Raw genomic sequence first — 18,639 nt, forward strand, 5'->3', positions numbered from 1 at the left:
AGGAGACCTCGACATGCTGCGTGCCATCCTTGCCGCCCTTGCCCTCAGCCTCGCCGCGCTCAGCGCGCAGGCGCAACAGGTGCTCGACCCCAACCCCGAGATCGAAGGCGTGATCGGCGGCCAGTTCGACGCCTTCCGCGCCGAGGATGTCGCCACCGCGTGGGACTTCGCCAGCCCCACGATCCAGCGCCTCTTCGGCACGCCCGAGAATTTCGCGCGGATGGTCGAACAGGGCTACCCGATGGTCTGGACCCCGGGCGAGGTGCGCTTCATCGACCTGCAATCGCTGGGCAGCATCCTCGTCCAGCGGGTCGAGGTGATCGACCGGTCGGGCCGCGCCCATTACCTCGGTTACCAGATGATCCAGACCGAGGAGGGCTGGCGCATCAACGGCGTCCAGATCCTCGAAGCCCCCAGCGTCGCCGCCTGAGCGGGCCGGAAAACTCGAGTTTTCCGACCCGTTTTCCTCTAGGAAAACGTCAGAAAAACCCGGGTTTTTCTGCCCCCGGTCGCCCCGCGGCAGGCCAATTGCCCACACCGGGCAAACAGGCCCAAGCACCCGTCCACGCGCCGCCGCTGGCGATCCAGCGGCCATCGCGGTAGCATCCGGCCATGCAGAGGTTCCGACATGCCCGCCCCGCCGACGCCGATCGGTGCTTCGAGATCGAATCCACCGCCTATGACGGCGATGCGGCGGCCAGCCATGACCGGATTTCCAAACGCATCCGGGATTACCCCGAGGGCTTCCTGATCCTCGAGGTCGACGGAAAGATCGTCGGGTTCATCAACAGCGGATGCGCGCATCAGGTCGAGATGGCCGATGATGCCTTCAAGGAGCTTGTGGGCCACGACCCCGACGCCCCGAATGTCGTCATCATGTCCGTCGTCCTTGACCCCGCCGAACAGGGCAAGGGCCTGTCGCGCGCCTTGATGGCAGAGTTCGTCGCGCGGATGCGGCAGCGGGGCAAGGCCACCATTCACCTCATATGCCGAGACCATCACGTGCCGCTCTACGAGAAACTCGGCTACCGCTACGACAGACCGTCAGCCTCCGAACACGGCGGCATGGCTTGGCATGAAATGTCGATGGCACTGTGACGGCTGCGCGGTTTCGGTCCCCGCTTGCCACCGTCATCGACGGGGCGGGAGGCGCCCGATAGGTCCGCCGCCGTTCGGCCCAGGCCGAAAAGGACCCGCGGCTTGGAACTGCAAGAGGCCGGTCAAACCCTCCACGTTGCGGCCCGATCTTTTTTCTCGACACCGCCGATCCGGCGCTTATGTCCCGCAGGCGCGACTGGCGGGAGAGACGACATGACGATCACCCTTCTTGATGGCGGCATGGGCCAGGAACTGGTGCATCGCGCCGGCAAGGCCACGCCGCTGTGGTCGATGCAGGCGCTGATCGACGCGCCCGAGCTTGTCGCCGATGTGCATCGCGATTTCTTCGCGGCCGGGGCCGATGTCGCCACCACCAATACCTATGCCGTGTTGCCCGACCGCCTCGAGACCTTCGGACTGAGCGATCGTTTGTCTGAACTGACCGAGATCGCCTGCACGCTCGCCTGTCGCGCGCGGGACGCGGCGGGCCGTGGCCTCGTGGCCGGGTCGCTGGGTCCGATCGGGTTTTCCTACCGGCCCGACAACGCCCCCGCCGCGCCGGCTGCGGCCGATATCTACGCCCAGGTCGGGCTCATCCAGGCGCGGTTCGTGGATGTGTTGCTGCTGGAAACCATGTCGTCGGTCGACCAGGCGCGCGGCGGCCTCATGGGCACGCAGGACCTTGGCAAGCCTGTCTGGCTGGCCCTGAGTGTCGATGACGCCGACGGGACGCGCCTGCGCTCGGGCGAGGCGCTGGCCGATCTCGCGCCCCTGCTGGGTGAATTTGCGCCCGAGCGCGTTCTGCTCAACTGCTCCCGCCCCGAGGCCGTCTCGCAGGGCATGCCGATCCTTGCGGCGCTGCATGATCATGTCGGCGGGTACGCCAATGGCTTCACCCGGATCGACCCGCGGTTCAACAAGATCGGGGCGACGACCGATCTGCTCTCCGCGCGAGAGGATATCGGCCCGGACGCCTATGCCGGCTTTGCAGAGGCATGGATCGAGGCCGGTGCAGATACGGTTGGCGGGTGCTGTGAAATTGGCCCGGCCCACATCGCCGAGCTGGCCAGGCGCCTCAAGCCGGGTTTGATCCAGGCCGCGCCCGCCGCTGCGATCTAGGCGCTGCGTCCGGCCCGCGGAAATTTCTTTGCTGGCCTTAACCCAATCTTAACTTCTCTGCCGTAGAACCGTTTCCAGCCCGGCGAAAACCGGCGTTTCTTCAGACATCGCTCAACAATCGAGGTGGCCAGTTTCGGGGCGCCTCGGTTCCCCTTTTGGCCCGATCCAAACGGCGCGCTTGTGGTCCTGTCCGGCCCTCGCGCGGGAAAAGGGGACTGACATGAATCAGGTAATCACCGACGGTCTGGTGCTGATGCCGCCCGCCTTCTCGGAGGGGCTGGGGGTCTGGTCGCGGGGCGACGGCAGGCCCGGCTCCGACACATGGGCCACCGCGCCCAACGCGGCGCTGGTGCCCGCCGATCCCGATTTCGGCGATTGCCTCGAAATCCTCAAGACCGACAGCGTCACGCAGCTGCGCTACATGGGCCAGACGCCGATCCTGCCCGGCACCTACCTGCGCATCACCGCGCGGGTGAAGGTCCTGTCGGGCAACCTGCCCACGATGCGCGTGGGCGCCTGGGCCGGGGATGCCGCCGAGGCCGCCGTCACGGGCATCCCGCTGACCGGCCCCGAGCAGAACTTCACCGCCTATGGCGAGATCCTCACCGCCTCGGCCATCGTCGGCACGGGCACGCGGGGCGGGGTGGACATGCCCTGGGGCGACGCGCCCGATTACGGGCATTTTGGTCTCGATTTCACCGGGGCGAACTCGGGCCAGATCCGCATCGAAAGCCTCCAGGTCGAGGACGTGACCTCGGTCTTCCATCGCAAGATGATGGACTGGGTCGATGTGCGCGATTTCGGCGCGATGGGCGATGGTGTCACCGATGACCGCGACGCGTTCTTCGCCGCCGATGCCGCCGCCGCCGGGCGCGAGGTGCTGGTGCCCGCGGGGGAATTCCTGATCTCGGGCAACCTGACCATGACCAACCCGGTCCGGTTCGAGGGCAAGCTGGTCATGCCCGATGATGCGCGGCTGGCGCTGAACCAGAATTTCGACCTCAACGGCTATGCCGAAGCTTTCGGCGACGATGTGCTGGGCCTGAAGAAGGGTCTGCAACAGCTCTTCAACCAGTCCGATTTCGAAGCGTTCGACCTGTGCGGCCGCCGGGTTCTGCTCGACGCGCCGATCGACGTGCAGGCCGTGGTCGGCAACAAGAACACCTATGCCAACCGCCGCGTGATCCGGAACGGGCAGCTTTCGGCCGAGGATTCCAGCGCGTGGAATGACGAGGTGCATAGCCGCAGCGCCAACTGGGTGAATACCGACGCCACCACCCTGACGGGCGTGGCGAATGCCGACGACATCCCGGTGGGCGCGCTGGTGCAGGGCCCGCAGGGCGTGGGCCGCGAGGTCTACGTGACGGGCGTCAACGCGGCGCAGGAAAAGGTCTATCTCTCCAGCCCGCTCTGGGGCGCACCGGCGCAGCAGAGTTACACCTTCACCCGCTTCAAGTACCTGCTCGATTTCTCGGGCTTTTTGAACCTGCAACGCTTCGTCGTGTCGGATATCGAGTTCCTCTGCGCCGGGCGTTGTTCGGCCCTGATGCTGCCGCGCGACGGGCTTGTGTTCCAGGTGCAGGATTGCTTCTTCACCGGTCCCAAGGATCGCGGCATCACCTCCTGCGACGAGGGCTGCCAGGGCATGCAGATCGACCGCTGCCAGTTCCTGTCGAACGAGCAGACCGCCCGCGTGCAGGATCGCGTCTCGATCGCGTTCAACACCAATTCCTCGGACGTGAAGATCCGCGACAACCGCGCGGTCAAGTTCCTGCATTTCGGCGTGATGGGCGGGACGGGCAACATTGTCACCGGCAACCACTTCTTCCAGGGCGACACCGAGACGGATGGCGTGCGCTCTCCGGGGCTGGTGATCACGGGCACGAACTGCAAGATGACGTTCACGGGGAACTACGTGGACAATTGCTATATCGAATGGGGCAACGAGCATGACCCGAACCCCGACATGGTGGGTGAGTATTCCTTCCACGGGCTCACGGTGAACTCGAACATCTTCTTCGCTACCGGGGCTGCGCCCTGGACGAAATTCATCGTCATCAAACCCTATGGCGCGGACCATTACATCAACGGGCTGTCGGTCTGCGACAACCTCTTCAAGAAGACCGGCGGCGCGGCGCTGGAGGCGGTCGAAGGGGTGGATGACAGCATCGCGCCGCTCGATACGGGCCGGGCCACGGACCTGCTGTTCACCGGCAACACGTTCCACGGCATCGTCAAGCGCACGCAAAACCCGGTGATCCGCCGCCATACCGAGGCCGCGCCGGCCTCTGTCTGGGACATCGACCTGTCCGACGTGCTGCCCTTCGGGATGCAGGCCATGTCGGCGCTGTCGGTGCTGCCCGAGGGCGCGGTGCGCTCGGTCGCGAACGTGGCGATCTACACGATGCCCTACGCCACCACCCGCCACGGGGTCGGGCGGCAGACGATCCGCCTGAACTGGTCGCAGGATCTGAAAGGCACCGTCAACCTGACCGCCCGCTGCGACAGCTGAGGTCGCCCGCCCCGCTCCGGCGGGGGACCGGGCGCGCGCGAGGGGTGATCGCGGCCCGTGCCAAGGCCCGCCGATCCCCCTCGTGCCACCCCCATGCGCCAAGCCCGCGCATGGGGGTTTTCCTTTGCCCGCCCGCGGGCTAGCTGAGGCGCGTCGCCAAATGTCGGAGCCCGCCCCATGACCGCCTTGCCCGTCGAATGCGTGCAGGATTACCCCCGCCCCCCGGCGCTGGAGCCGGTGGCCGAGCGCTTGCGCGTGATCGTGGGCGGCATCCCCATTGCAGATACCGAAGCCGGGTTCCGCGTCCTGGAAACGCATCACGCGCCGACCTACTACATCCCGCCCTCCGATTGCCTGATGTCCGCGCTGGTTCCGACCTCGCGCGAGACCTATTGCGAGTGGAAGGGGCGGGCGGCCTATTTCGACATCGTCGTGAATGGCCGCCGGTTGCGCAACGCGGCGTGGTGCTATCCCGCGCCCACGGCGCGGTTCGCGGCGATCCGCGATTACCTGAGTTTCTACGCCGGCTCGGTGGACGAGGCCTGGGTCGGTGCGATGCGCGTCCGCCCGCAACCGGGCGATTTCTACGGCGGATGGGTCACGCCCAACCTGACGGGGCAGATCAAGGGCGCGCCGGGCACGCGGCATTGGTGAGGCCTCAGGCCTGCCCGGCCAGTTCCATCAGTTTCGCTGCGCTGAGATAGCGGGCCAATTCGTCCCAATTGGCCGGGTCGAGCAGCCGCCACACCCCGTTCGACACGGTGTAGCCGTAACGCGAGGTCGTGCCGTAGACCGTCAGGAATTCCAGATGTGCGCCATCGCTGGTGATCGTGGCGCGTTTCTCGCGGGTCCAGAGGCTTGCGCCATTGTCGCGCAGGTCCCAGATGCCGGTGTCGCTAAGGCCTCTGGCGCTGACGGTATAGGTGCCGTCTTTGGCGAAGGCCCACTGATCGCCCGAGGCGTCCTCGGTCCAGCCGCCGACCGGGGTTTCGCCCGTGCCGACCGTGCGCGTGAAGGTCAGGCTGCCCCATGTCATCACGGCGCCGCCCTCGGAAAAGGAAAGCGGTTCTTCGGGGTCGGCCACGTGATAGCCGCCATCCGGCGTGACCTCGTAGGTCTGGGGTTGCCCTTGGACAATCCAGATGCCGATCAGATCGGGGTCGATGGCCTGCGTCATGCAACGATCATGGCACGGGTGCGACCGTTTGCCCATAATCCTTTAGCGTTTACGGCAGAATGTCGATCGGCGTCAGGACGTAGGCCTTGCCGAAGCCGCCGTTCAGCAGCGCCTTGCGCGGCGCGAAGCGTACGAGGTGGAAATCCCCGAAATCGTAGTAAAGCGTCGCCTTGGGGTAGAGCGACAGGTAGTGGTCGCGATGGGCGGTTTTGTCGGCACCCTCGGCCCTTGCCTGAAGGGTCAGGCGCGGGTGGGTGAGCGGATCGCCCTTTGTGCCCGGTTCCCCGATCAGAAGCGAGCAGGACGGGTTGGCCTTCAGCGCGCCGGAATGGCTGGAAAGTGTCGAGATCAGCGTCATCGGCACGCCGTCCGGGCCGGGCACCAGCGCCACGCGCGTGACCGAGGGGGCACCGGTCTCGGGGTCGATCACGCCGAGCGCGGCAAAGCGGGCCTGCGCGATCAGGGTGCGGGCGATGCCGCGGGCCTCGTCATCGGTGGGACGGACAGGGTCGATCTTTTTCTCCGGCATGGCGAGAGGCTAGCAACGGGCTGCAGTGGCCGAAAGGTGAAACCGACCAAGCGTCAGAATTGCTGCCAGAGCGCGAGCGACAGGCCGAGGGCTTCGGACCCTTCCAGCCCCGCGACCGCGCCCAGTTGCACCGCCGTCCGGTCCGAGAAGGAATAGATCACCGAGGGGCGCGCGGTGACGGTCAGATCGGCATCCGGCCACTCCTCGACCTTCAGGGCGAAGGCGACGCGAACCCGCGCGCCCATGTGCAAACCGAGCGTGCCCTCGGTCTGCCAGATCACGTCACCTGTTTCGGGATCGGTCAGCGTTACCGCCTCAAGCGTCATCCAGCCGCCGTCATGGCCGAGCGGCAACCAGTCGACCCCCGCCGACCATTCCCCGAAGCCATAGCCGACCGAGGCCCCCAGCCGCGCCAGCCCGATCGTGTCGGCCCCGTCCTGCCAGCGCCCGCCAAGCCCTGCATCCACGGCGAGTTGCAGGCGGGCGTCGGGCGCGGTGAAGGTGTAGCGCAGGTAGGCCACGGCCATCTGGCTGACCTCGCCATAGCCGATGTCGAGCCCCGCGGTCAGGCCATGCCCCAACCCGTATTCCGCGTAGAGCGAGGCGAAGCGATCCGGCTCGACCTGACCCAGCATGAGGTTCGTCTGCGTCTCTTCCCCCGAAAGCGAGAAGGACAGGAAGACCGTGCCTTCCTCGCGCGACCAGGGTCCCGCCGCGAGGGGCAGGGGGCTGGCCAGGGTGAGGCATGTGGCCCCGGCAATCGTGGCGGCACGGCAACGCATGGGGATAGAATGGCCCGCTCAGGGTTAACAAAGCCCTAACGGCGTTGCGCTTCTGTTCTCCTGTCGGCAGGGTGTTGCGGTGCCTATTCCGGCACGGGGGAAATGCGCGCGCCCGCTGAACGCGACAGTCGTGACGCGGACCGAGTGAACAGTCGATGACAGAACTTGTGGGACAGGTGCGCGCCGCGCTGGCGGCGCGAAAGGCGGAACCGGCCAGCCGGCTGGGCTATTTCTGCGCGCCGTTCCGCCCGGCCGAGGGGCCGCTGACGGACAAGGTCATCAAGGCCTATCGCGGCGGGCGTGACCCGGAACTGCTGGAACTGCTGGCGCGGCGGCACGAGGCCTATCTCGACTGCCTGACCCTTGCCGGGGTTCGGGTGCCCGACACGCGGTTCCTGTTGCTCAACGAACATGGGTTCCTGCGCCCGGTGATCGTGCAGGACGCGGTGGACACCGCCTCGGGGGGTGCGTTGCTGAGTGATGTTCTGCCCCGCGTCGATGCGGCGACCGCGCGGATGGCGCTGGACGAGGTGAGCGCGATGGTGGCGGGCTTCTGGCGCAAGGTCGCACAGCGCCCCGAGCGGATCGGGCTGCATGCCGCGGTGCGGGATTTCGCGCTGGACGATGATGGGCCGCTGTTTCTCGATACCTTTCCGCCGCTCATCAGCTATAGCCGCGAGGATATGGGCCGCCTGTTGCTGCGCTTCTCGGAATCGGGCCTGATCCGGGGGATCGGGGCGATCCTGCCGGGCCGCGTGCGCGAGATCCAGGATGCGTGGTATTCCCCCTCGGGCAGCCTTCTGACCCTGATCGAGGGGGCGATCCGCCTCCGCCCCGCCGAAGAGGCGCAGGGCCTGCGGGAGTGGGGCGCCGCGGTTGCTGCCGACCGCCTGCCCGACGCCGAGCGGGACCGGTTGGTCGCGTCCCTGCTGCGGACAAGGCCCGCGATGCGCCCGTCCCGGCGTGGCCTGAAGCTGGGGTCGAACCCGCGCCCCAATGCCTGACACCGATGCGCGCGCGCCCCGCGCCGAGATGAAGATCGTCCTCGTCACGCCCGAGATCCCCGGCAATACCGGCACGATCGGGCGCACCTGCGTGGCGCTGGACCTCGAACTGATCCTGATCCGGCCCTATGGCTTCGATCTCAGCGAGAAATCCGTGCGCCGCGCCGGGCTCGACTACTGGAAGCACGTGCGGCTGACCGAATATGACGATTGGGCCGCGTTCGTGCAGGATCGAGCGCCGCGCCGCGACCAGATCTTCCTGTTCGAGGATGATGGCGCGGCGGGCACGGTCTATGACCCGATCTACCCGCCCGATGCCTACCTCGTTTTCGGGCGCGAGACGAAGGGCCTGCAACCCGAGATCGTCGGGGCTTATCCCGACCGGATCTTTCGCCTGCCGATGCGTTCGCCGCATATCCGGTCGCTGAACCTTGCCAATGCGGCGACGGCGGTGGCCTACCAGGCGATGCGCGCCTATTTGGCATGAATTCAACGATAATTGGCCCGATTGCTGCGCGGCGCCTGCCTTCTTTCGGACATTTCCGTTGCGTCAATTCCATGCAGGAATGCTCTGCGAGAACAGGATCATGGACATGGACTTCAAAACCTTCGTGGCGTCGGAGAATGGCGCTGTCACCGTTGACTGGGTCGTGCTGACGGCCGCGATCGTCGGCCTTGGACTGGCCGCCATGGCCGTCGTATCGGGCGGCACCGAGGACCTTTCGGGAGATATCGACACCCAACTGGTCAGCATGGATATCGGCTCGATGTATGACTGGACGGACGGTGGCGTGTTCGGCCTTCTGCATTTCGAGACCGAGGAAGAGGCGGCGGCCGAGGTCGCGGCTGTTCTTGCAAACAACTACGGGGGCGACCATCAGGCCTATTACGACGCCGCGTATGAGCTCGCGATCACCGATGGGAACCCGTACGCCGGTTATGAAACCGACGTTCTGGCTGCCGTCATGGCGCAGGCCGAGGCCGATGGCGTGACCCTCGATACCGAGGGCGACATGACGTTCGAAGAAATCTACGCCCTGAACGCCGAGAGCTGATCCCACCCTGAACACAGGATCTGGTGGCCCCCTTGGCGGGGCCATCATGCTATCTGCACCGTTAGGCCGGCAGCGCCGGGCGTGGGCCTGCACAAAATCGACGCGCGGCCCGCCAATCACCACAAACAAAGCAACAACCGGACGCCATGTTGCCATTTTCGGGCGCTAGCCAGTTCGCATCTGTAAGCGGGGCGGGGGTGGTGTTGCATGGAAAGGATAGCCACGTTGAACCAGTTCAAGACCTTTATCACAGACGACACGGGTGCCGTGACCGTCGACTGGGTTGTGTTGACCGCCGCGGTGGTCGGGCTCGCCCTTGCGGCGATGGCCGTGATTTCGGGCGGGGTCGAGGACCTCAGCCAGGATACCAGCGGCGCGATGACCGACTATGAAATTGACGACTCTTTCGATGGGGCTGGTGAGGCGAACGCAGGAGACGAGGCCGCCGAGTCAGAAGATCCTGTTTCCGAGTCATTCTTCTGATCGCACCGTCGATGGGGCCGGCCCCCTCTGCACTTGCAGGGACCGGCCCGGCGACTGATTTTGCGCAAGGCGCTAGGCGCAGGCGCACGGGCTTGCTAGGCTTGGTGCATCAGGAGGATGTGCCATTGCCTAGCATCAAGAAAGGGGCCGAGCTTCAGACCGTCATCACGACGTTCGAGACCTCGCCCGGGTCCTGCACCGACCTCGTCGAGGATCTGCAGGCCGCCTATGATCAATTCATTTCGCAGCAACCGGGCTTCATCGCCGCAGCCCTGCATGTGAACGACGCGCAGACACGGGTGGTGAACTACTCACAATGGGCCCGGCGCGAGGATTTCCAGGCCATGCTGCGCAGCGACGAGATGCGGGCGCGCAACCGCCGCATCAACGAACTGTGCCGCAGTTTCGAGCCGGTGATGATCGAGGTGGTCGATACCTTTGACGCGGGGTGACGGGGTTTCATGACGGATGATACAGCCGCGCCTGCGCGGAACGGCGAGCGACGCGATGACGAGCCCGGCGACCTGGCGGGCGAGGTGCGGGCCCTGCGCGAGGAAATGACGCTGCTGCGGGAACATCAGATGTTCCGCATCTACCAATCGGTGCCCAAGGTGCTCTTCTTCCGCTTCGCCATCGGCATGGCGGCGGGTCTTGGCACGGTGATCGGCGCATCGGTCTTGCTGTCCGCAATCATCTGGGCGCTCAGCCAGATCGAGTTTGTCCCCATCGTCGGAGATTGGGCGGTGCAGATCGCCGACGAGATCGAGGGCCTTACCGAAGGCATGTCGGAGGATCAGGAATGAAATGTCCGGTGGATGGAACGCCCATGCTCATGTCCGAGCGGCAGGGGGTCGAGATCGACTATTGCCCGCATTGTCGCGGCGTATGGCTGGACCGGGGCGAGTTGGACAAGATCATCGAACGATCTTCGCCCGGACCGGCAGAAGAACGGCATTCGACCGAGGCGCCGAGACAAAAGCCGCGCGACGAGGATCGGCCCTGGTCCTTCCTCGATGACATTTTCGATTTCTGAGCCGCGTCGATCCTGCGCATCAGGAATTCCCGATTTTTTTGATCGGGCATTGAAAATTCCGAGTTAATCAGTCAGAAATTGGAGCTGAAGGTCGCGTTCGGCGCCCTTCACCCGATTCTTGTGCCGGTCGTGCAATGCCGGCGCTCCCACTGCGCCAGCCAGCCCGGCCCGGGCCCGCCAAGCGAATGACTGAATGACGGAACCCGAAGGATCACGCGCAATGACCCGAGCCTTTACCCTGACCACCGCCCTTGCCGGCACGCTTTCCCTGACGCTGCCCTTGCAGGCGCAGACTGCCGCCGAGGTGCTGGACACCTATGCCGATATCGCCGCGGCGAACTATGCCGACAGTCTTACGACGGCACAGGTGCTGGATGCCGCCATCGAGGCGCTGATCGCCGATCCGTCCGAGACGACGCTGGCCGCGGCGCGTTCGGCATGGCTGGCCGCCCGCGTGCCCTACCAGCAGACCGAGGTTTTTCGCTTCGGCAACGCAATCGTCGATGACTGGGAAGGCCGCGTGAATGCCTGGCCGCTGGACGAGGGCCTGATCGACTATACCGAGGCCTATGCCGGCCCGAGCGACGAGAACCAGCTGGCCGCCCTGAACGTCGTGGCCAACCCGACCTTCACCCTGTCGGGCGAAGAGATCGACGCGACCGAGATCACGCCGGCCCTGCTGCAAGAGACGCTGCACGAGGCCGATGGCGTCGAGGCCAATGTCGCGACCGGGTACCACGCGATCGAGTTCCTGCTCTGGGGATCGGACCTGAACGGCACCGAGCCGGGCGCAGGCAGCCGCCCCTGGACCGATTACGCCCAGGGCGAGGATTGCACCAACGGCAACTGTGACCGTCGGGCGGATTACCTTGCCGCCGCGAGCGATCTGCTGGTCGCGGACCTTGAATATATGGCCGCGCAATGGGCCGAAGGGGGCGAGGCGCGTGCGGCCCTGATGGCGGATGAGAGTGCGGGCCTTGTCGCGATGCTGACCGGGATGGGGAGCCTGTCCTACGGCGAGACGGCGGGCGAGCGGATGCGCCTTGGCCTGATGCTGAACGACCCCGAGGAGGAGCATTCCTGCTTCGCCGACAACACCCATAACGACCACTACTACAACGGCGTCGGCATCCAGAACGTCTATCTCGGCCAGTATGTCGGCGTGGATGGCACCGTCGTCAGCGGCCCGTCGCTGGCCGACCTGGTGGCTGCCGAGGATGAAACCCTCGACACAGAGATGCGCCTGCGCCTTGCCGAGGCCGTGCGCGCCCTTGGCGCGATCAAGGCGGCGGCCGAAGCGGGCTTTGCCTATGACCAGATGCTGGCGCGCGGTAGCGAGGGCGGCGAGGCGCTGATCATGGGCGGGGTCAACGGCCTGATCGCCCAGACCCAGACCATCGAACGCGTCGTGACCGCGCTTGGCCTGGACGGGATCGATGTCGAAGGCTCCGACAGCCTCGATAACCCGAACGCCGTTTTCCAGTAACGGCAAGCGGGGCGCGCCGGTGAACGGCGCGTCCAATCCACACACCTGCTTGGAGCACCGGCCATGATCGTTTGCCACTGCACCAACATCACCGACCACGAGATCCATGCTGCCATCGACTGGATGCGCGCCTCTGACCCGGCGACAATCATCACGCCGGGGAAGGTGTATCACGCGCTTGGCAAGTCGCCGGATTGCGGGGGGTGCATGTCCCTCTTCCTCGACACGATGCGCAAAAACGATAACCTGAGCGTCCCGGCCGAACTACGCGGTTTGCGCCGTTCTAATGCCGGATCGAACCAACCCACCGCTACAAAGGAAGAGATCCCATGCAAGGCGACAGCCAGGTCATCGACTATCTGAACCGCGCCCTCCGCAGCGAGCTGACAGCGATCAGCCAGTACTGGCTGCACTACAAGCTGCAGGAGGATTGGGGCCTCGGCCACATGGCGAAGAAAAGCCGCGAAGAGTCGATCGAAGAGATGAACCACGCCGACAAGATCATGGAGCGGATCATCTTCCTTGAAGGTCACCCGAACCTGCAAAAGCTCGACGCCCTGCGCATCGGGCAGACGCCGAAGGAAACGCTGGAATGCGACCTTGCTGCCGAACACGAGGCCCGCGCGCTCTACAAGGAAGCCCGCGAATATTGCGCCTCGGTGGGCGACTGGGTCTCCAAGCAATTGTTCGAGGAATTGCTGGCCGATGAAGAGGGACACATCGACTTCCTCGAAACGCAGATCGACCTGCATGACAAGATCGGTGCCGAGAATTATGCCCATCTCAACGCGTCGCGCATGGACGAAGCCGAGTAACGCCTTGCTGCTGGCCGTGCTGGGCGCGGCCGGCCTTTTCCCGACAAACCTGCCCGCAGATCAGGGGGGCGCCCGCGACGGGGCGGCGCCATGGTTGGCACTGGGCGATCCGCATCTCGACGTGATCCCACGGACCGACGCCGAGGCCGCGCGCATTGCCGCCGTCACCGCATGGCCCGAGGATTTCAGCGCCGCGTGGCCCTTCGAGGCGAATGCAGGCGGGGCAGGGACGGTTGCCGTGCGTGGCGGGCCGGACGATTTCTCGCAACCTGCGGCGAACCTGACGGAAGGGCAGGGGCTGGATTTCCACTCGGGCGATGCGCTGTTCGGGCGGCTTTGGGTCTCGCCCCCGGCCTCGACCATCGCGTCGGACGGATTGGGGCCGCTATATAACGCCCGGTCGTGCCAGCGCTGCCACCCGAATGACGGGCGCGGGCACCCGCCCGAGGGGGCCGATGACAGCGCCGTGTCGATGGTGCTGGAGGTGGCCGTTCCGACCGGCGCAGCGGCGCTTGCCGAGTTGGACCGCTATATCGCGGGCACGTATCCGACCGCGCCGGACCCGACCTATGGCCGCCAGTTGCAGGAGTTCAGCCTTGCCGGGCACCCGGCGGAATACCGGCTGGAGGTCAGCTACGAAGAGATCGAGCTGCCCCTGTCGGGCGGGGAGAGCGCCACGCTGCGCCGCCCGACCTACACCGCCGCCGACCTTGGCTATGGCCCGCTGCATCCCGACGCGGTGCTCAGCCCGCGCATCGCGCCGCAGATGATCGGCCTTGGCCTGTTGGAGGCGATCCCCGCGCAGGACATCCTGGCCTGGGCCGATCCGGAGGACGGTGACGGTGACGGCATCTCGGGCCGCGCGCAGGTCGTCTGGTCGGCGGAATACGACCAGCCGATGCTGGGCCGCTTCGGCCACAAGGCCGGGATCGCGACGATCCGTGAACAGGTCTCGGACGCCTTCGCCCATGATATCGGCATTTCCAGCCCGCTGTTCCCGGCGGGCTACGGCGATTGCACCGCGCGTCAGGACAGCTGCATCGGCGCGGTTCATGGCGGCGATGCCGGCCAATCGGGCTTCGAGATCGACGCGGTGGGGATTGACCTCGTGACCTTCTATTCCCGCTCCCTGGCCGTGCCGTCCCGCCGCAACGTGGATGACCCCGGGGTGCTGCGCGGGCGCAAAATCTTCTATCAGATTGGCTGCGCCTCGTGCCATCGGCCCAACTACGTCACGCACCGGCTGGCCAGCGAGAACCCAGCCAGTTTCCAACTGATCTGGCCCTATTCCGACCTCTTGCTGCATGACATGGGCGAGGGGCTGGCCGACAACCGCCCCGAGGGCCGCGCGAATGGCCGGGAATGGCGCACCGCGCCGCTTTGGGGGATTGGCCTGACGGAAACGGTGTCGGGTCACACGAATTTTTTGCATGACGGGCGGGCGCGGTCCCTGCTCGAGGCGGTGCTCTGGCATGGCGGAGAGGCAGAGGCCGCCCGCGACGCCGTCATCGACATGCCGCCCCAAGACCGCGCCGCCCTGATCGAGTTTCTGGAGAGCCTTTGAATGCGACAGCTTCTTCTTGCCATCGCCCTGATCCTGCCCCTGCCGTTGTCGGCGCAGACCGCGCCCGAACTGGTCGAGGACGTGCTGAGCCAGCACGTCCTGCCGGGCTATGCCGCATTGGTCGAAGAGACGGGCGAGCTTGCCACGGTGGCCGAGGCCCATTGCGCGCCGGGTGACGCGGCCTTGCGCACGGCCTATGGCGAGGCCTTCGACGCGTGGATGCGCGTCAGCCACCTGACCTTCGGCCCCGCCGAGGAACAGAACCGCCTGTTCGCGCTGGCCTTCTGGCCCGATAGCCGGGGCGTGACGCCGCGCAGCCTGTCCGCCCTGATCGAGGACGCCGACCCGGTGATCGAAACGGCGGACGGCTTCGCCACCGTCTCGATCGCCGCGCGCGGGTTCTTCGCGTTGGAGTTCCTGCTGTATGACGAGGCGATCTCGACCATGGGTGACGATGCCTATCGCTGCGCGCTGGTGCAGGCGATCACGCGCGATATCGCAGTGACCGCCGGGGCGATCCGCGACGATTGGGAGACGCGCTTTGCCGGGCTGATGCGCGAGGCGGGCACAAATGACCGCTTCCAAAGCCCGGAAGAGGCGCTGCGCCTGTTCTTTTCCTCGCTGAACCAAGGGTTGGAATTCACCGCCGATCTGCGTCTTGGCCGCCCCTTGGGCAGCTACGACAACCCGCGCCCGGAACGGGCCGAGGCGAGACGCTCGGGCCGGTCGCTGCGCCATGTCGCGCTGTCGGTCGAAAGTCTTGGGCAGCTGGCGCATCTTTTGGCACAGCGCGACAGCGGGTTGCAGGCCGATCTGGCCCAAGCGGTCGAGATCGCGCTGGAGCGGGCAGAACAGCTGGACGACCCGGTCTTTGCCGGGGTGGCTGAGCCGCAAGGGCGCATTCGGGTCGAGGCCTTGCAGCAGCGCGTGCGCGAGTTCCGTGATCTTGTGCAAGAACGACTTGGGCCGGAGCTTGGCGTGGCGGCCGGGTTCAACTCGCTGGACGGGGATTGAGACCATGACGACACGACGCGGATTCCTTGCAAGCCTTGCGGCCATCGCCGCCTGCCCGCACCCCGGCTGGGCCGATGCAGGCAGCCCCGATTTCCTGAGCGCGGCACGCGCCCCCGATGGCAGCTATCGCCTCTGCGGTCTGACCGGGGCGGGCGAGGTCCTGTTCGACCTGCCGATGCCCGACCGGGGCCATGCCGCCGCCGCCCATCCCGAACGGCCCGAGGCGGTGGCCTTTGCCCGCCGTCCGGGCAATTTCGCGCTGGTGATCGATTGCCGCGAGGGGCAGGTGATTGCACGGCTCGAAACGCCGGAAAATCGCCATTTCTACGGGCACGGCGCCTTTTCCATGGGCGGCGACCTGCTGTTCACACCGGAAAACGACCTCGACACGCTGGATGGGGTGATCGGGGTCTGGGACGTGGCCGCGGGGTATCGGCGCGTGGGCGAGTTCCCCTCGGGCGGGGTCGGGCCGCATGACGTGATGCGCCTGCCCGGCTCCGAGCGGCTGGTCATTGCCAATGGCGGCATCGCCACGCATCCCGACACCGGGCGCGTGCAGCTGAACGCGCCGACGATGCGCGCGAACCTCGCCTATGCCGATCCCGAGAGCGGCCCTGTCGAAGTGGTGGAACTGGACGTCGCGCTGCGCCAGAACTCCATCCGGCATCTCGCGATGACGCCTTCAGGGATGGTGGCCGCCGCGATGCAATGGCAAGGCAGCGAGGGGGAGCACCCGCCGCTTCTCTTCACCCACGAGCAGGGGCAGGCCCCGCGCCTGTTGTCCGCGCCCGAGGATGCGCACCGCCAGATGCGGCACTACGCGGGCAGCGTCTCGGTCTCGGGGGACGGGCGGGAACTGGCCATCACCTCGCCGCGCGGCGGGCTTTTGCAACGCTTCGACCGCGACAGCGGCGCATTCCTCGGCGCGGTCGCGTTGGAGGATGTCTGCGGCGTCGGTCCCGACCCGGCGGGGGGCTTCTTCGCCTCGACCGGCACCGGGGTCCTGACGCGCCTGTCGAGCGATCGGCCCTTGGCCGAGGCGCACACGCGGTGGGCCTGGGACAACCACCTCGTCGCGGTGTGACCGCGCGGGGTGGACCCGTATTTGTTGTGGGATGGTGGAGCCGAGGGGAATCGAACCCCTGACCTCGTCATTGCGAACGACGCGCTCTCCCAACTGAGCTACGGCCCCGATGCGCGCGGTTTTGATCCGATTTTTTGTCGGTCGCAATGCGCATTTGCGCCGCAGGTCCCTGCCGGCAGATCACTTGGAGTCCGGCGCAAGAATGCCTAGGGTGTTCGTGGGAGAGAGCGACATTTCAAGGGAGGATCCCCGATATGCGTAAGGCATTGATGACCCTGTGCGCGCTGGCCTTTGCCGCGCCCGCGCTGGCACAGGACGAGGTCGGCATCACGCCGGACATGATGAGCGTCACGGTCGAGACGGCCAATGGCCCGGTCGAGATCATGCGCAACCAGGACACCTCGGCCACGGTCGGCGAATTCTGGCAACAGACCTCGCGCCCCTGTCCGAATTTCTGCATCCAGCCAATGGTGCCCGCGCCGGGCGTAACGCCGGTGGGCGAGATCGAGGTGCTGGAGTTCCTGCAATCGGGCGACGCGATCCTGGTCGACGGGCGCATCCGCCCGCAATACGAGGAGGGCACGATCCCCGGGGCGATCTCGGTTCCCTATACCGAGGCCGCGGACCGGCTGGGTGACCTGGGCTGCGAGGTCGATTTCGACGGCTGGATCTGCGAGGGCGACTTGCCCAACGTCGTGTTGTTCTGCAACGGCCCATGGTGCGGGCAGTCGCCCACGGCCGCGCGCCGGATGATCGAGGCGGGCTTCCCGGCGGAGAACCTCTACTACTATCGCGGCGGCATGCAGAACTGGAACATGCTGGGTCTGACCGTCATGCCCGGCGGCGCGTCCTGAGCCAGGCGGCCCACCACGCGAAAGGCGACGCGCCCGTCCGGCATGGGCGCGTCGAAGCTCACCCGCCAGTCCTTGGCGGAGATTTCGGTGCCCGTGCTCGTGCGATGCGCAGCCACCGAAAGCCGCGTGCCGCTGAGGTTCGCCGAGGCGCGGGTGCCGTCCGCAAAGACCACCGTCACCGGCCCGTCCACGGGCCGTTTCCCCGCGACGCCATGAGCGCCAGGGTAGAGGTGGGAATGGGTGGTCTCGAATTCCTGCATCGACGGCCATGTCAGTTCGACGGCGGCAGGGGCAGATCGAGGCCGGGGGCGGGAGAGATCTCGTACTCGGCGTGCATCTCCATCCCGTTCAGCGTGTAATCGTAGGTCAGGTGCGTGACCTGCCCGGTCGTCGGATCGACGAGGTAGGAGACGGCGAGGCTTGGCCCGAATGTCGGGGTTTCGCCGAGCAGGCCGGTGATGCGCTCCATCGCGCGGCCGTCGAGGGTTTCCGTGGCGCAAGTGGCGCTTTCGACGGCGCCGGCCATCGCCTCGCGCTGCGCGACCATGCCGGCGGCGGCGTCCTCGGGCGGCATCTGCCAGGCGAGCGTCCAGCCGCCCGCGCCGTCCGAGGTCCACGCGCCGCCGTTGTAATGCAGCGTGTCGGGCATGCCCGCGGGCTCCAGCTGTTGCACGAGCAAATGCGTGTCCGAGACGAAATGCTGGCGATAGACCTGCCGCATCCCCGCGACCAGGTTCACGTTTTCGGCGATATAGGGGCCGTCGGCGGTGAGGCTGGTGGCCAGCAGGCCGGACAGCCGCGCGGCGCAGTCATCGGCAAGGGCCGGGGCGGGCAGGGTCATCAGGAGGGCGAGAAGGGGGCGCATGGGCAAAAGCTCTGGTCAGTGAAAAAAGACTGCGCGCAGGATAGCACGAGTCGCGGGGTGTTGCGGGAGTGGGGGATTCCTGACGTTGGATCAGGGGGTTGGCGCGTTTTCCGGGGGGTGCGTACGGTGGGTGCGCGGGGCGGCCAATGACCCAGGTCATGCCGC

At 66.4% G+C, this 18,639-nt stretch carries 24 protein-coding genes and 1 tRNA gene; 19 read left to right on the forward strand and 6 right to left on the reverse strand.

Features of this window, described 5'->3' with window-relative positions; translation table 11 throughout:
* Positions 1–13 precede the first annotated feature (13 nt).
* The 5 genes from KUV65_RS15550 (at position 14) to KUV65_RS15570 (ending at position 5,383) form a co-directional block, all read left to right on the forward strand.
* Positions 14–430, forward strand: a complete 417-nt coding sequence (locus KUV65_RS15550; RefSeq protein ID WP_222191639.1) for a DUF4864 domain-containing protein — start codon at positions 14–16, stop codon at positions 428–430.
* 182 nt (positions 431–612) lie between these two features.
* Positions 613–1,098 carry a GNAT family N-acetyltransferase gene (locus tag KUV65_RS15555; protein WP_222191640.1) on the forward strand — a complete coding sequence of 162 codons (486 nt, stop codon included), beginning with the start codon at positions 613–615 and terminating at the stop codon, positions 1,096–1,098.
* Positions 1,099–1,311: 213 nt separating this feature from the next.
* A complete protein-coding gene (locus tag KUV65_RS15560; RefSeq protein WP_222191641.1) occupies positions 1,312–2,217 on the forward strand; it encodes a homocysteine S-methyltransferase family protein in 906 nt (301 codons plus the stop codon).
* A 220-nt stretch (positions 2,218–2,437) separates the two neighbouring features.
* Entirely contained in the window at positions 2,438–4,729 is a 2,292-nt protein-coding gene (locus KUV65_RS15565; RefSeq protein ID WP_222191642.1) for a right-handed parallel beta-helix repeat-containing protein, read from the forward strand.
* A gap of 177 nt (positions 4,730–4,906) precedes the next feature.
* Positions 4,907–5,383 carry a DUF427 domain-containing protein gene (locus KUV65_RS15570; protein ID WP_222191643.1) on the forward strand — a complete coding sequence of 159 codons (477 nt, stop codon included), beginning with the start codon at positions 4,907–4,909 and terminating at the stop codon, positions 5,381–5,383.
* 4 nt (positions 5,384–5,387) lie between these two features.
* Here KUV65_RS15570 and KUV65_RS15575 read toward each other — a convergent pair whose 3' ends face one another.
* Genes KUV65_RS15575 through KUV65_RS15585 form a run of 3 tightly spaced genes read right to left on the reverse strand, consistent with a single transcriptional unit; the run spans position 5,388 to position 7,217 of the window.
* Positions 5,388–5,906, reverse strand: a complete 519-nt coding sequence (locus KUV65_RS15575; RefSeq protein WP_222191644.1) for a hypothetical protein — start codon at positions 5,904–5,906, stop codon at positions 5,388–5,390.
* A gap of 49 nt (positions 5,907–5,955) precedes the next feature.
* Positions 5,956–6,435 (reverse strand): HugZ family pyridoxamine 5'-phosphate oxidase, encoded by a 480-nt coding sequence (locus tag KUV65_RS15580; protein WP_222191645.1) that lies wholly within the window; start codon positions 6,433–6,435, stop codon positions 5,956–5,958.
* A 53-nt stretch (positions 6,436–6,488) separates the two neighbouring features.
* A complete protein-coding gene (locus tag KUV65_RS15585; protein WP_222191646.1) occupies positions 6,489–7,217 on the reverse strand; it encodes a hypothetical protein in 729 nt (242 codons plus the stop codon).
* Positions 7,218–7,372: 155 nt separating this feature from the next.
* Here KUV65_RS15585 and KUV65_RS15590 point away from each other — a divergent pair, with 155 nt between their 5' ends.
* The 13 genes from KUV65_RS15590 (at position 7,373) to KUV65_RS15650 (ending at position 16,755) form a co-directional block, all read left to right on the forward strand.
* Positions 7,373–8,221 carry a DUF6206 family protein gene (locus KUV65_RS15590; RefSeq protein ID WP_222191647.1) on the forward strand — a complete coding sequence of 283 codons (849 nt, stop codon included), beginning with the start codon at positions 7,373–7,375 and terminating at the stop codon, positions 8,219–8,221.
* Positions 8,214–8,708, forward strand: coding sequence for a tRNA (cytidine(34)-2'-O)-methyltransferase (locus KUV65_RS15595; RefSeq protein ID WP_261331831.1), 495 nt, complete (start codon positions 8,214–8,216; stop codon positions 8,706–8,708). The genes KUV65_RS15590 and KUV65_RS15595 overlap by 8 nt, the downstream gene beginning before the upstream one ends.
* A 106-nt stretch (positions 8,709–8,814) precedes the next feature.
* Positions 8,815–9,276, forward strand: coding sequence for a hypothetical protein (locus KUV65_RS15600; protein ID WP_222191648.1), 462 nt, complete (start codon positions 8,815–8,817; stop codon positions 9,274–9,276).
* Positions 9,277–9,501: 225 nt separating this feature from the next.
* Positions 9,502–9,759: a hypothetical protein gene (locus KUV65_RS15605; protein WP_222191649.1), complete on the forward strand. Its 258-nt coding sequence runs from the start codon at positions 9,502–9,504 to the stop codon at positions 9,757–9,759.
* Between the two features lie 125 nt (positions 9,760–9,884).
* Positions 9,885–10,211, forward strand: coding sequence for an antibiotic biosynthesis monooxygenase family protein (locus tag KUV65_RS15610; protein WP_261331832.1), 327 nt, complete (start codon positions 9,885–9,887; stop codon positions 10,209–10,211).
* A gap of 9 nt (positions 10,212–10,220) precedes the next feature.
* A complete protein-coding gene (locus tag KUV65_RS15615; RefSeq protein ID WP_222191651.1) occupies positions 10,221–10,562 on the forward strand; it encodes a DUF5665 domain-containing protein in 342 nt (113 codons plus the stop codon).
* Positions 10,559–10,792 (forward strand): TFIIB-type zinc ribbon-containing protein, encoded by a 234-nt coding sequence (locus KUV65_RS15620; RefSeq protein WP_222191652.1) that lies wholly within the window; start codon positions 10,559–10,561, stop codon positions 10,790–10,792. The genes KUV65_RS15615 and KUV65_RS15620 overlap by 4 nt, the downstream gene beginning before the upstream one ends.
* A 220-nt stretch (positions 10,793–11,012) precedes the next feature.
* A complete protein-coding gene (locus tag KUV65_RS15625) occupies positions 11,013–12,278 on the forward strand; it encodes an imelysin family protein (protein WP_222191653.1) in 1,266 nt (421 codons plus the stop codon).
* Positions 12,279–12,341: 63 nt separating this feature from the next.
* On the forward strand, positions 12,342–12,641 hold the full coding sequence (locus KUV65_RS15630; protein WP_222191654.1) for a (2Fe-2S)-binding protein: 300 nt from the start codon (positions 12,342–12,344) through the stop codon (positions 12,639–12,641).
* Positions 12,608–13,093 (forward strand): bacterioferritin, encoded by a 486-nt coding sequence (gene bfr / locus KUV65_RS15635; protein ID WP_222191655.1) that lies wholly within the window; start codon positions 12,608–12,610, stop codon positions 13,091–13,093. The genes KUV65_RS15630 and bfr overlap by 34 nt, the downstream gene beginning before the upstream one ends.
* Positions 13,053–14,657: a di-heme oxidoreductase family protein gene (locus KUV65_RS15640; RefSeq protein WP_222191656.1), complete on the forward strand. Its 1,605-nt coding sequence runs from the start codon at positions 13,053–13,055 to the stop codon at positions 14,655–14,657. Before bfr ends, KUV65_RS15640 begins: the two co-directional genes overlap by 41 nt.
* Complete coding sequence (locus KUV65_RS15645) at positions 14,658–15,671, forward strand: imelysin family protein (protein WP_222191657.1); 1,014 nt, start codon at positions 14,658–14,660, stop codon at positions 15,669–15,671.
* Between the two features lie 4 nt (positions 15,672–15,675).
* Complete coding sequence (locus KUV65_RS15650) at positions 15,676–16,755, forward strand: DUF1513 domain-containing protein (RefSeq protein ID WP_222191658.1); 1,080 nt, start codon at positions 15,676–15,678, stop codon at positions 16,753–16,755.
* A 32-nt stretch (positions 16,756–16,787) separates the two neighbouring features.
* Here the strand turns inward: KUV65_RS15650 and KUV65_RS15655 are convergent.
* Positions 16,788–16,863: transfer RNA gene (locus KUV65_RS15655), tRNA-Ala, on the reverse strand.
* Between the two features lie 146 nt (positions 16,864–17,009).
* Between KUV65_RS15655 and KUV65_RS15660 the strand changes: the two genes are divergently transcribed.
* Positions 17,010–17,609: a rhodanese-like domain-containing protein gene (locus KUV65_RS15660; protein WP_222191659.1), complete on the forward strand. Its 600-nt coding sequence runs from the start codon at positions 17,010–17,012 to the stop codon at positions 17,607–17,609.
* On the opposite strand, the gene KUV65_RS15665 is transcribed toward KUV65_RS15660, so the two are convergent.
* Together KUV65_RS15665 and KUV65_RS15670 are read right to left on the reverse strand one after the other, a co-directional pair.
* Entirely contained in the window at positions 17,543–17,869 is a 327-nt protein-coding gene (locus KUV65_RS15665) for a hypothetical protein (RefSeq protein WP_222191660.1), read from the reverse strand. The genes KUV65_RS15660 and KUV65_RS15665 overlap by 67 nt on opposite strands.
* An 11-nt stretch (positions 17,870–17,880) precedes the next feature.
* Positions 17,881–18,474, reverse strand: coding sequence for a hypothetical protein (locus KUV65_RS15670; RefSeq protein WP_222191661.1), 594 nt, complete (start codon positions 18,472–18,474; stop codon positions 17,881–17,883).
* Positions 18,475–18,639: the final 165 nt, after the last annotated feature.

The sequence above is a fragment of the Maritalea mobilis genome, from assembly GCF_019800885.1.
Lineage (GTDB): Bacteria > Pseudomonadota > Alphaproteobacteria > Rhodobacterales > Rhodobacteraceae > Roseibacterium > Roseibacterium beibuensis.